Annotated in this window: 12 protein-coding genes and 1 pseudogene; 6 read left to right on the forward strand and 7 right to left on the reverse strand. The window is 36.3% G+C overall.

Annotation, left to right across the window (positions count from 1 at the left end):
* The first annotated feature begins 468 nt into the window (after window positions 1-468).
* Together AC07U8_RS07200 and AC07U8_RS07205 are read left to right on the forward strand one after the other, a co-directional pair.
* Window positions 469-1,842 carry a diaminobutyrate--2-oxoglutarate transaminase gene (locus AC07U8_RS07200; protein WP_004721690.1) on the forward strand — a complete coding sequence of 458 codons (1,374 nt, stop codon included), beginning with the start codon at window positions 469-471 and terminating at the stop codon, window positions 1,840-1,842.
* A 3-nt stretch (window positions 1,843-1,845) separates the two neighbouring features.
* Entirely contained in the window at window positions 1,846-3,378 is a 1,533-nt protein-coding gene (locus AC07U8_RS07205) for a pyridoxal phosphate-dependent decarboxylase family protein (protein WP_034617801.1), read from the forward strand.
* A 170-nt stretch (window positions 3,379-3,548) separates the two neighbouring features.
* Here the strand turns inward: AC07U8_RS07205 and AC07U8_RS07210 are convergent, their stop codons facing one another.
* The 4 genes from AC07U8_RS07210 to mutS all read right to left on the reverse strand — a co-directional run bounded on the left by AC07U8_RS07210 (window position 3,549) and on the right by mutS (window position 8,442).
* Window positions 3,549-4,268 carry a D-Ala-D-Ala carboxypeptidase family metallohydrolase gene (locus AC07U8_RS07210; RefSeq protein WP_004721687.1) on the reverse strand — a complete coding sequence of 240 codons (720 nt, stop codon included), beginning with the start codon at window positions 4,266-4,268 and terminating at the stop codon, window positions 3,549-3,551.
* A 140-nt stretch (window positions 4,269-4,408) separates the two neighbouring features.
* Window positions 4,409-4,732, reverse strand: a complete 324-nt coding sequence (fdxA, locus tag AC07U8_RS07215; RefSeq protein ID WP_004721686.1) for a ferredoxin FdxA — start codon at window positions 4,730-4,732, stop codon at window positions 4,409-4,411.
* A gap of 346 nt (window positions 4,733-5,078) precedes the next feature.
* Entirely contained in the window at window positions 5,079-5,612 is a 534-nt protein-coding gene (locus AC07U8_RS07220) for a GNAT family N-acetyltransferase (RefSeq protein ID WP_416241969.1), read from the reverse strand.
* A gap of 175 nt (window positions 5,613-5,787) precedes the next feature.
* Window positions 5,788-8,442 carry a DNA mismatch repair protein MutS gene (gene mutS, locus AC07U8_RS07225; RefSeq protein ID WP_270384578.1) on the reverse strand — a complete coding sequence of 885 codons (2,655 nt, stop codon included), beginning with the start codon at window positions 8,440-8,442 and terminating at the stop codon, window positions 5,788-5,790.
* A 231-nt stretch (window positions 8,443-8,673) separates the two neighbouring features.
* Here mutS and AC07U8_RS07230 point away from each other — a divergent pair, with 231 nt between their 5' ends.
* Window positions 8,674-8,820 (forward strand): hypothetical protein, encoded by a 147-nt coding sequence (locus AC07U8_RS07230; RefSeq protein ID WP_270384580.1) that lies wholly within the window; start codon window positions 8,674-8,676, stop codon window positions 8,818-8,820.
* On the opposite strand, the gene AC07U8_RS07235 is transcribed toward AC07U8_RS07230, so the two are convergent.
* Window positions 8,802-9,401 (reverse strand): TetR/AcrR family transcriptional regulator, encoded by a 600-nt coding sequence (locus AC07U8_RS07235; protein ID WP_270384582.1) that lies wholly within the window; start codon window positions 9,399-9,401, stop codon window positions 8,802-8,804. The genes AC07U8_RS07230 and AC07U8_RS07235 overlap by 19 nt on opposite strands.
* Before the next feature lie 112 nt (window positions 9,402-9,513).
* On the opposite strand from AC07U8_RS07235, the gene AC07U8_RS07240 reads away from it, so the two are divergent.
* Window positions 9,514-9,843, forward strand: a complete 330-nt coding sequence (locus tag AC07U8_RS07240; RefSeq protein WP_004820336.1) for a darcynin family protein — start codon at window positions 9,514-9,516, stop codon at window positions 9,841-9,843.
* A 57-nt stretch (window positions 9,844-9,900) separates the two neighbouring features.
* On the opposite strand, the pseudogene AC07U8_RS07245 reads toward AC07U8_RS07240, so the two are convergent.
* Window positions 9,901-10,169: pseudogene (locus tag AC07U8_RS07245) on the reverse strand (carboxymuconolactone decarboxylase family protein); the annotation flags it as partial.
* Window positions 10,170-10,937: 768 nt separating this feature from the next.
* On the reverse strand, window positions 10,938-11,312 hold the full coding sequence (locus AC07U8_RS07250; protein WP_270384585.1) for a DUF1090 family protein: 375 nt from the start codon (window positions 11,310-11,312) through the stop codon (window positions 10,938-10,940).
* Window positions 11,313-11,702: 390 nt separating this feature from the next.
* On the opposite strand from AC07U8_RS07250, the gene AC07U8_RS07255 reads away from it, so the two are divergent.
* Window positions 11,703-12,245, forward strand: a complete 543-nt coding sequence (locus tag AC07U8_RS07255) for a fimbrial protein (protein WP_270384586.1) — start codon at window positions 11,703-11,705, stop codon at window positions 12,243-12,245.
* A gap of 62 nt (window positions 12,246-12,307) precedes the next feature.
* A complete protein-coding gene (locus AC07U8_RS07260; protein ID WP_056515329.1) occupies window positions 12,308-13,054 on the forward strand; it encodes a fimbrial biogenesis chaperone in 747 nt (248 codons plus the stop codon).
* The last annotated feature ends 16 nt before the right edge of the window (window positions 13,055-13,070 follow it).

Below are 13,070 nucleotides of genomic sequence, written 5' to 3' on the forward strand. Positions count from 1 at the left end.
TATGACCGAAAGATATATTGTATAAATTGAATCTGTTTTTAATCATAAATCTGGTTTGCGGAAAACTATGGCAGATTTTGTGGTGCATTTGTAATAATTTGCATATGAATTGCAATTTTATTTTGAGTAAAATATTTTAAAAATTAAAAGCTTATCGAGATTGGTTGTGATAAAAAGTGATCAGAATGGTTAAGATTTATAAAGTGATTTTAATTATCGGCTTTTCTTTGCTTTGTCACATAGTATGATGATAATAACCAATTAGATTTAGCTAAATGTTTTTTTCGATAAATGGAGTGTGGATAAGTACATAAAAGATATTTATTTTCTTGTAAAAAACTGTATTATCGCGCTCCTAGTTATGAAGATTAAAAGCACTCTAACTAGATTTCTATAAAGCACCGAGTCAAAGGACCACAAGTCACCCGACTTATTTCTTTCAACCCATATCAGAGATGGTAATTCGATATGAGCGTTACTTCTGTAAATCCTGCTGCCACTTCCACAAACGAATACTACTTGACTCGCCAAAGTCAGATGGAATCGAATGTTCGTAGTTATCCACGTAAATTACCGTTAGCGATAGCGGAAGCACATGGTTGTTGGGTTACCGATGTTGAAGGTACAAAGTACCTCGATTGTTTAGCTGGGGCAGGAACATTGGCATTAGGCCATAACCATCCTGCGGTGATTAAAAGTATTCAAGACACTTTAGCGAGTGGTCTCCCTTTACATACTTTAGATTTAACAACGCCTTTAAAAGATGCTTTCACTGAAGCACTGCTTGCACAACTTCCGGGTGGGCAAGAAGAGTATTGCTTACAGTTCTGTGGCCCATCTGGTGCAGATGGTACAGAAGCAGCGATTAAATTGGCGAAAACCTATACAGGTCGCAATACAGTTATCAGTTTCTCTGGTGGTTACCATGGGATGACTCATGGCGCGTTAGCGATGACAGGTAACTTATCTGCTAAAAATGCGGTAAATGGCTTAATGCCAGGCGTACAATTTATGCCATACCCGCATGAATACCGTTGCCCGTTGGGTGTTGGCGGTGAAGCAGGTGTTGATGCCTTAACTTATTATTTCGAAAACTTCATTGAAGATGTCGAAAGCGGTGTAACTAAACCTGCAGCTGTGATTCTTGAAGCAATTCAAGGTGAAGGCGGTGTGGTTACAGCACCTGCGAAATGGTTGCAAAAAATCCGTGAAGTGACTGAGCGTCATAACATTGTGTTGATTTTGGACGAAGTTCAAGCGGGCTTTGCACGTTCAGGCAAAATGTTTGCTTTTGAACATGCTGGTATTGAACCTGATGTTGTGGTGATGTCAAAAGCTGTGGGTGGTAGCTTACCATTGGCTGTTTTGGGTATTAAACGTAAGTTTGATGCTTGGCAACCTGCAGGTCACACAGGTACTTTCCGTGGTAACCAACTTGCAATGGGTACTGGTCTTGCAACGATCAATACCATTAAAGAGCAAAACCTTGCACAAAATGCGCAACAACGTGGTGATTTCTTACAAGCTGAATTGAAAAAATTAGCGCAAGAATTCCCATGTATTGGTAATGTTCGTGGTCGCGGTTTAATGATCGGTATCGAAATTGTGGATGAGCGTAAGCAAGCGGATCATATGGGTTCTCTTCCTGCGGATTCACAGTTGGCTGCTGCAATTCAAACGGCATGTTTTAACAATAAATTATTGTTAGAAAAAGGCGGCCGTAGCGGTACAGTGATTCGTTTACTTTGCCCATTGATCATTACTCAAGAAGAATGTGAAGAAGCTATTGCGCGCTTTAAGAAAGCGGTTGCAGAGGCTCTTATTGCAGTTCGAGGCGCTTAATTCATGGTAGATTTTGCAGAACATCGTAAAGCGTTACTCTGCAATGATGCTCAATCTATTGCTGACTATGAGTCAGCAATGGGTGAGGCGACTAAAGCGGTCGCAGCATGGTTGCAAAATGACAAAATGTATACAGGTGGGAGCATTAAAGAACTTCGTGAAGCGATTTCTTTTGCACCGTCTAAACAAGGTCTAGGTTTACACCAATCGCTTGAGCGTATGGTTGAGCTTTTCCTGAACAAAAGTTTGAAAGTACATCATCCGCACTCTTTAGCACATTTGCATTGCCCAACCATGGTGACAAGTCAAATTGCTGAAGTCTTGATTAATGCGACCAACCAATCAATGGACTCATGGGATCAAAGCCCAGCAGGTTCTTTGATGGAAGTTCAATTGATCGACTGGCTGCGTCAAAAAGTAGGTTATGGTGCAGGTCAGGCAGGTGTGTTCACCTCTGGCGGTACTCAATCTAATTTAATGGGCGTATTGTTAGCGCGTGACTGGTGTATTGCCAAGAACTGGAAAGACGAAAATGGTCTGCCTTGGTCTGTGCAACGTGATGGCGTTCCAAGTGATGCCATGCGTAATGTCAAAGTGATCTGTTCTGAAAATGCACATTTTTCTGTGCAAAAGAACATGGCGATGATGGGCATGGGCTTCCAATCTGTGGTGACTGTTCCAGTCAATGAAAATGCACAGATGGATGTTGATGCGCTCGAAAAAACCATGGCGCATTTACAGGCTGAAGGTAAAATCGTTGCTTGTGTTGTTGCGACTGCTGGGACAACCGATGCAGGTGCGATTGATCCATTGAAGAAAGTGCGTGAAATCACCAATAAATATGGCGCGTGGATGCATATCGACGCAGCATGGGGTGGTGCACTGATCTTATCCAATGACTACCGTTCAATGCTTGATGGTATTGAATTGTCTGATTCGATTACATTGGATTTCCATAAGCATTATTTCCAAAGTATTTCATGTGGTGCGTTCTTGTTGAAAGATGAAGCGAACTATCGTTTCATGCATTATGAAGCTGAATATTTAAATTCTGCTTATGATGAAGAACATGGTGTACCGAACCTAGTGTCTAAATCTCTACAAACTACACGCCGTTTTGATGCGTTGAAATTGTGGATGACGATTGAAAACCTAGGTGAAGAGCTTTATGGTTCAATGATTGACCATGGCGTTAAGCTAACTCGTGAAGTGGCAGATTACATCAGTGCTACTGCTGGTTTGGAAATGCTGGTTGATCCACAATTTGCATCGGTATTATTCCGTGTAATACCTGATAATTATCCAGTTGAATTACTTGATACTTTGAATCAAAACGTTGCAGATGAATTATTTGCGCGCGGTGAAGCCAATATTGGTGTGACTAAAGTTGGACAGGTTCAATCTTTGAAAATGACCACTTTAAGTCCAGTTGCAACTTTAGAAAACGTGAAGAATCTTCTTGCCTTGGTATTAGAAGAAGCTGATCGTATTAAAGATGCGATTGCTGATGGTACCTATACGCCTGCAATTGACTAGATTGATATCCAGTTGATTGACGTTTGAAATAGATTAATTTTATTTCAAAAAACGCCCGATGAATTTCATCGGGCGTTTTTTATTTAAGGGTGTTTTGATCTAAAATATGATCAAATACTTGGTTATAAAAAAGAGATCTTATTGATCTCTTTTAAATTGAATATAGGGTATTAAAAATTACACATTGAGCTATTACGGGTGAGATCAGGTCCCCAAGTACGATATCCTTGAGTATCAATATGGATTTGCCCTGAAGCATACAATCCCAAGCCCATGTTTAAGCTTTGGCCATACTGCGACCAGAACTGGCATAATTTGAATTTGGTGTGTTCGATATAGGCATAATCTTGAGGTTGCGGATTTTCTGGCCCAATACGGAAATCAATGGCTGAATTGAATAAGTGGCGTGAAGATCCAGCACCACCCGCACATTGGTTTAAAGGTAAGTCTCGATATACCGAGGTTACAGTGAAGTCAGTCAGAACTTTAGAGGCAACCAAGTATTTAAATACTTTTAATGTCGGTAGTTGATTACTCCAAAGCTCACGGCTTGGAATCATATATTCAGACTTACCACACTTGTCCCAATCCCGTGCAGTTTTAAATAACTCAAAACTAGGAATAATATTTCCAGCATTATTTTGTTCAAGAAAACGTTCATAATCACGTGCACGTGACTGATTGTCTCCATAGATCAACCATTGGCGATAAGATGAAGGCATCGTTTTAGGAGGAATGGGTCGCTCAATCGTAATTTTTTCTTCGGGGATGTAAATACGCTGACCATGCGACGTGCTAATTGTTGGATTCTTTTGAGGGGAAGATGTACATCCAGCCAGAATCATTGTAGTAACACCGACAGCAAGTAAACCTTTCAAAATAAATTTCATTCTCAATATTAGCTAAAGCAAGTAACGGGCTATTTTAGTCTAGTTTGGTGCGTGTATTATGGATAAATTGCAAATAAATGTACAATTTACATATTAAAATGCAAAAAGATCAGCCTAAGCTGATCTTTTTTATACAATACTTATTTTTCTAAGTATTGTAATTTATCGGCTTTACCATTCCACTCTTCACGATCTTCAGGTTGATCACCGATTTGAGTAATGTTTGGCCATTTTTGAGCAAGTTCAGCATTTAGTTCAATAAATACTTCTTGACCTTCAGGGAGTTCATCTTCAGAGAAAATTGCATTTGCAGGACACTCAGGTTCACATAGCGCACAGTCAATACATTCGTCTGGACTAATGACTAGGAAATTTGGACCTTCATAAAAACAGTCTACTGGACATACTTCTACGCAGTCTTGATATTTACACTTAATACAATTTTCAGTGACAACAAAGGTCATGGCGTCAGCTACCTAAAAATATGGTTCTAATTAATAATGCTGTATTTTAGGGAAAACGCCGCAAACTAACAATTGCTTTTATTGATATTTAATATAGAAGAACCTGCTAAATCAATTTTTTTTATAGAAAATTCTCCTAACTTGTGATGAATTATGCATTTTTTAAAATATGCGCTGTTATTTTGATGTGGCCATAGGTGAAAAAATGCTAAACATATTCAAAAAAGAACATAAATATGAGACTAAATCACAGAAACGAAATGGGATTATCGCCTTCGTGTGCTGGTTTTTTAGTCAGTCATTATCTTTAGAATTATTTAGAGCTGTATTTTCAGTATCCGTTAGATCATGACAATGTATAGATAAGATGAATATCTTCAGGTTCTAATTCCCATAATTGTTGATCAGGTTTTTCTAAGACCTGCGCGCCTTGTTTAAGATAAAAGTCGACAGTACGCTGTGTTGGTGTTGCTGAAATATACAGTTGTTGTGCACCAAGTTGCTCAGCTGATTTTATCGCTGAGTGCATGAGCTGTGTACCAAGACCAAGACCTTGATGATTTGCATCGACATAAAAATATTGTAATAGCTTCGCCTCTGGATAATCAGTGATGACTTGATTAGATACCAGTTGCACACCAATTAATCGATTCAATTGATTAAATGCGCCCACACATCGTCCACCTTGAATAAGATGCTGCTTTAACAGCGGGGGATCATTTTCTAAATGATATTCATCCCAGCTTTGCACATCATAAAAACAATCGACCAAATGTAAATTTTGCTTTTGTTGTAGATACATTTGAGTGATTAATTCACGTCGATCAATATGTTGCCAAATGAGATCTATATCGGAAAGCTGCAGGGGCTTAAGTGAAATATTGATATTATTCTCCTAAAACTTGGCATTCAATCACTCATTATGGAGTGCAATTTTACACTTTAGACTGGCTTAAGTTATCGTCTAGATTGCTATTTAAAGATCAATAGACGCAAGTTATTTCCAGCCTAAGTAGAGAGTTTCAAACTTACTTAGACTGGATAGCTGTTACTGCTTATGCATTTAGTGCTGCTTTTAATGCATAGAGGTGATCTAGCGCTTGGCGAGGCGTTAAATCATCGACATCAATATTTGCTAAAGCATCGAGTACAGGTGATGATTTTTCAACTTCAACGACTTTTTCAATCTCAATGATGTGTTCAAGCTTTTCAGGTTCAACGGTTTCAACTTCTGCAAATAAGTCATTTTGCACAACGGATTGCAATTGTTGCTGTTGTTGTTTCTCTAAAATTTTTAAACGCTTTTGCGCTTCTTTAATCACTCCAGCAGGGATCCCAGCAAGTTTTGCAACTTGTAAACCATGACTTTGACTGGCAGGACCTTGTTGAACTTTATGCAATAGAATCAAATTACCATTTAACTCTTTGGCCGTCACATGGTAGTTATCAATTGCCACTTCTTTTGAAAGCTCAGTTAATTCAAAATAGTGTGTGGCAAAGAGGCATAGACATTTGATTCGTTTGGTTAGATCAAGCACACATGCCCAAGCTAGAGATAGTCCATCATAAGTACTTGTACCACGACCAACTTCATCCATAAGCACCAAAGACTGATTGGTTGCATGGTGCAAAATTTGAGATGTTTCGGTCATTTCCACCATAAAGGTAGATTTACCCGTAGATAAATCATCAGCAGAGCCAATTCGAGTAAATATACGGTCAATCGGTCCTAACTTCGCAGTTTTAGCAGGGACGAAGCTGCCACAATACGCCAGCAAACTAATCAGTGCAGTTTGACGCATAAAGGTTGATTTTCCGCCCATGTTTGGCCCTGTAATGATCGCCATACGATGATTGAAATCGAGTAGGGTATCATTGGGGGTAAATGGCGTTTTACTGAGTGATTCAACTACAGGGTGTCGACCAGCGGTAATTTTAATCCCGATTTCTGGGCTATATTCAGGTCGGTTCCAATTATTCAAACGGGCTTGATGGGCAAAGTTTGCCAATAAATCGATATGGGCAATCGATGCACTCATCATTTGTAAATTGGCAATATCTGCTCTTAATTCTTCCAGTAACATTTCAAAGAGTAGTTTTTCTCGCGCAAGTGCACGTGATTCACTGGAAAGTACTTTATCTTCAAAAGATTTTAATTCTGGGGTGATATAACGCTCGGCATTTTTCAGTGTTTGACGACGGATGTAATGATCAGGCGCTTGTTCAGCTTGAGCACGGGTGAGTTCGATAAAGTAACCACTAACACGGTTATAACCAATCTTCAGGGTATTGATGCCCGTGTTTTCTCGCTCTTTGATTTCTAAATCAATCAGGAATTGGCCTGCGTGATCACGGATTTTACGCAGTTCATCAAGCTCATCATCAAAACCTTCTGCAATTACATTGCCATCACGCAATAGCACAGGAGGATGTTCAACAATGGCGGACAGTAAACGTTGGTGTAATCCATTAAAATCGCCCAATTCTTCATTCAATTGCACAATCAATTTAGATTGTTGAGTCTCAAGAATCGGTTGGATTGCATGTCTTAAAAATGGGATTTGTGCACATGCTTGACGAAGCTGCACCAAATCACGAGGACGTGCACTGCCAAGTGCAACACGGCTTAAAACCCGTTCAATATCGCCAATTTCTTTTAAGACTAAGCGAACAGGACTTTCATGGTAGCCTTTGAGTAAAGTATCCGTTGCATCTAAACGTGCATCTAAGATTTGAGTATCACGAATGGGCTGCATCAAGGTACGTGCCAGTAATCGTCCGCCCATTGCGGTTTGGCAGTCATTGATTAAGCTAAATAGCGAAGTACCGTGCTCAAATAATGGATCAATAATTTCTAAATTACGGCGTGTAACAGGATCAAGTGCAATAAAATCTGAGCTTTGTTCTAATTTAATTGAACGAATATGTGGTAACGCAGTTTTTTGAGTTTCTTTGGCATAATGAATCAGCGCAGCAGCCGCCGCTTTAGCCAAGGGTAGATGGTCAATACCAAAACCAGAAAGTGTGGAAACTGCGAATTGGTCACATAAGGTTTTTTGTGCGTTATTTAAATTAAAATCGACATTAGGTCGTTTGGTAATTGGACATTCAATTTGTCGTTTAATATCTTCAATAATATTTGGGTCGACTATGTCTTCATCGACCAATATTTCGCTTGGCATTAAGCGAGCTAATTCAATCGCCAAGCTTTCAGATTTAAACTCTTGTTGTTGAACTTTAAAAATACCCGCACTTAAATCCAACAGTGCCATACCAATTTGGTTTTGTTGGAAGCAGATCGCAACTAGATTCGATGCTTGTGTTGCGGTTAACAGGGCATCATCAGTTAATGTTCCAGGGGTGATAATTCGCACTACACCGCGTTCAACAGGTCCCTTACCTGTGACTTCACCAATTTGCTCACAGATGACAACCGCTTCGCCTTTTTTAACCAAACGCGCCAAATAACCTTCTGCAGCATGGTATGGAACACCTGCCATTGGAATAGGTTCACCATTGGCTTTACCACGATGAGTGAGGGTAATACCCAAAAGTTTTGCGGCTTTTTTAGCATCGTCAAAAAACAGTTCGTAAAAATCGCCCATGCGATAGAACATTAAAGAGTGTGGATGCTGCATTTTTACTTTTAGATATTGCTGCATCATAGGGGTGTGGGAGGATAAGTCAGCCATTGTTTCCATGCTATTCATGTATGTTAAATCTCTAAATTTAAATAATAAATAAGTTTATTTTGAAAGTTTGGCAATCTAACCAATTCTAACAACTTCTGTGCAAATCTGACCTAAGCAAAGGAAAAAGCATAGCTTTAGTGTACTTTTGTTCGTGCCAAAATTGAGTCAACAATGTGTGAGGAAACAAATTGGTTTCTCTCGGCCGTCATCTTAACAAATTGAGGCTGATTCACAAAAAGGAATCCGAAGATGAGTGCGGAAATTAGCAACAAAAAGAAAATGGAGTGTTCTGTTCGTACTATTGATAAGATGAAGAAGGGGGATATCTTAAAAAGTGATATTGTTAAAATTGAGACTTGGACTGCTCAGTTTTATCTTTATATAAGGGCTAAATAACCATATATTGCTCTTTCAACTCGTCGCTGTAGATCTTCTACATCAAATTCACCAGTCATACCCGCTGTATTAATCATCCCTTTACTGATGGCGATAATGTCTCTTGCAGTCTTGAGTGCATCAGTAATTTGAAATTTAGATAGAAGATTAGACAATATTTCCTCTAATTTGTATTGAAAAGACTCTTCTTCATAATCTTTTCCGATAAATATTGAGGCAGATTCAAGTATTAACGCTAAATTAGGACGACTCAATTGATGAAATACTGCTCTTTCTATAATCATTTTCAATAGCGTTTTTAAATCTAACCGCTCATTTTGTTCAATAATTTTTAAGACACTATTATAAAGTTGATCTCTTTCTCGTCTTATGAGTTCAACAATTAATGCATTTTTTGAAGGAAAGTATTGATACAGACTACCAATACTCACTCCAGCAGTATCTGCCACAATATTAGTATTAAATCCAGAGAATCCATCTGATTCAAGAATGCGAGCTGCTGCCTCCAGAATTATATCAAATGTGATTACTGAACGCGCTTGTCGCGGCCTTTTACGTGGGTTTGGAAAGGTTTCTGTCATGGTAAAAAATGCGAGTATTAAATGTGAGTAATGACTCATATAATGATTTGGTCACTCACTCATTACAAGCAAAATCATATATCAATTGAAATCAATAGTTAATGGAGAAACTATGTCTAAAATATTTACTTTTTTTATTCATTTAAAGGCATTACCCACTTGGCTTGCACTGCCCAGAGAATATCGTAATAACTTAGGTGAAAAGACAATTCAAGAAATATTGAAAAAATATAAATCTGTTAAAGTACGTTGGTATGATGCAGAGGCATTTAATGCTCGTGCTAGCGATATTGCAGTTTTCGAGACATCATCTTTACAGGAATACTATTTTGTAATAGATGCACTTAGAGACTCAGAAATATTTTCGACTCCATATTTTGAGCTTGTAGAAATTATTCCTGCAGTAGAAGATGGCTATATAGAATATGGAGAGTCTTTGTAACTGCCTAAAAAGCCCTTAAGTGAGGGCTATGAAGTTTTTACTATATCAATTGTTTGATTAATCTCTATCACCTAGCGTGATTCTTAATCTATTTAATGCTTCCATCAAAGAAATGCTTGCCGTTAGGTCAACTAGCTCTTTCTCAGTTAAACTCTCTCTAACCGTTTCAATTTTTTCAGCCAAAAATTTAATTGCTTCCGCATATTCTAAAATAAGTCTTTGTTTGTTGGTAAAGGCATTCGAATGTTTATAGCCTGGAATTTTGTCAATGATATCTCTTGGGTGAATCCAAAATCTCTTAATTCCTTGGAATGAAAAGCGCAGCAATCAATTTATCATTCTACGTACTTTGCAAATGGTCAAAATCATTTTTATTGAATCGAAAATTATTGGAATTAAAAGAAAAGGTTAGTATGAAAAATTATGGTATTCCGAAAAATAATAATTTCCATTGTTTTTTGAAGGTAAGGGGGGCAAGGTTTAACTATGCAGATTCAAAACAACTATTGATAATTTTACGATTTTGGACTGGAATTTAAACCTCATCGAGTATGGCTTCGTTTTTTATTGTTAGATGATTAATATTATTTAAAAACAATTAATTACGATAAATTAAAGTATCTATATATTTACAAATTCAATAATTGATTGCTTGGTTTGAAATAATTATATGATTAATTGTTTTAATGTAAAGTGTTTATATTTATAGAATTTTTCTGAGTATTTGGCATTTTTGTTTTATATGATAAACAAAATGTTTAAGATGTAAAGAAAACAATAATCAATAATTTTAAAATTTAACATCCAATTATTTTAAGCAATTATTGTTTTGTCAAAATCAAGCACAAAGGTTAAACGAAAATATAATCGAACTTATCTAAGGAAAGGTGATCATGCATTTATTCTCATTTCTATCTTCTTAACGAGAGTTAAATATCAAGGTTGGAATGATGGACAAATTAAAAAAGTATTGAAAGAAGCGACAAGTAAAGATTATGAATATTTATATTTTACTTTAAAAATGAGTTTAGATAAGGAAAATATTTAAGGTATATTGGAAATTCAGTTCAAAGGAACTGAATTTCCCTTTTTAATTATTGAAATTTTAATGTTTTTATTTCATTTTCTAAGGCTTCAATTTTACGTTCTTTCTTTTTAATCTTATTTAAATTTCCAGATTTTTGCTCTAGTTGTATTTCTGATTTAAGTTTTTGTATTTTAATTTCTTTTTCTTTAATTTTAGTGTCTGTTTTTTGCTTTAATGTCACATTATTGCAATGTATCTGATTTTCTTTTAGTGCTTTTTTAAGACCATTTATTTCGTATCTATTATTATGTTGTATCGCAATTTTTAATTTACTTTCGATTTCTTGTTGTTTTGATTCGCATGATTGAAAATTTTGAGCATTTGAAGTGTTAATTGATACGAAGATTATTGAGGCTGTAGCAATACATTTATAAAAATTCATTCAGGTAATTTCCTTTTTAGCGTTTGATTGTTTTTATTTTAGTTTGAAAAATATTTTTTTTTCAAGTTATTTGATAAATAAACTTGATAAATATGATTGATTTCATTTTATTTCTTTAAGTCATTATTAAAATTCAATAATTTGTCTTGTATTGGGTATTTTATTATTTTTGTTAAACTTATCACTCTTTTTCTTGTGAGTTTTTAGTAAATTTATCCAATTGAATTCAATAAATAATTTTTTAAAATAATAAATTTCTATTTAAATTTTTAAGAAAATTTGTTTTAAATGTATAAGTAATTTGTGTGAAATGTAAAGAATTGTTTATCGCTTAAAGATTATTATCCCCATAGTTCCATTCTGCTTTATTTATCATTTAAAGGTGTATTCATGAACTTAGTAAATCGTTTTCTAGCAATAGCAACTATGAGCATAATGGTTACAGGACTTGCAAATGCTGCACCGACTGTAACATTTCAAGGGGAAGTCACAGATCAAACCTGTCAGGCTTCAATCAATGGTGGAACCAATGGCGTGGTTTTACTACCTACGGTATCAGCAAATACGTTAACTTCTTCTGGTGCCACAGCAGGTTTGACACCTTTTACGATTAATGTCACAGGATGTACTGCACCTAGCTCAGATCTTGATATTAAAACAAAATTTTTAGGTCACTCAGTAACTACGAGTGGCAATTTAGGCAATGTAGCAACAGTTAATCCTGCTACTAATGTTGCGATTCAGTTGACTAAAGAAGCTGCTGGAACAACTTCAGTTGTTTTAAATGGGCCAACAGCTGTTGAAGGTCTGAAATTACTCAATGGTGCAACAAGTGCCAGCCATGATTTTGGTGCGCGTTATATTTCTGAAGTTGGTGGTGCAACACAAGGTGCTGTGACCTCAGTTGTTGAATACACCTTAAGCTATCAATAAGGTTTTATCTGATCTGCTACTTAAGTAGCAGATCAATCAATTTTTTGGTTGGAGTGGTAAAAATGAGTAGGTGGATCGTCAATATTATAAAAAGTCATATTTTGATTGGTGGCTTAACCATAATGTCCGCTGCCTTCTCAGGTGTAGTTCTTACAGGAACACGTGTAATTTTTCCTGATGGCCAAAATGAAAAAACGATTTACTTACAAAATAAAGATCAATATCCAAACCTTGTACAAATTTGGCTAGATGAAGGGGATGAAGATTCTACTCTTGAAAAAAGCAAAGCTCCCTTTGTTGTTAGTCCACAGATTTTTCGGATAAATCCAAATACTGGACAAACTGTGCGCTTAATATTTACGGGTGAGGAAAACGTCTCAAAGGATGTTGAGTCACTGTTTTATTTAAATTTTTCTGAGTTTCCTGCACTAAAAAAACAAGACAGCGATAGTAGCCGTTTAATGATTGTATTTAAGAATCGTGTCAAGGTTTTTTACCGTCCTAAAAATTTGAAAGGTTCTACAGCAGATGCTTATAAAAAAGTTCAATTTGCCTTGGAAAATGATGGAACAAAAAAGCAATTAAACATTCAAAATTCATCTGAATATTATGTGAATATTAAAGAATTAAGTTTAGTTGCTGGAAATAGCGAAATCGTGGTGAAAAAAAATGACTTAATTGCTCCAAAAGCTAAAGTTAATTGGGTAATAAATAATAATACGCATAGTTTAAAAGATTCAAAAATTAAACTCACCCTTGTTAATGATTATGGTGCTTTAGTCGTCCACGAGATTCCTCTGAATAAATAATAAGCGAGTATAATAT

The organism is Acinetobacter sp. GW821-FHT01E09, from assembly GCF_059422385.1.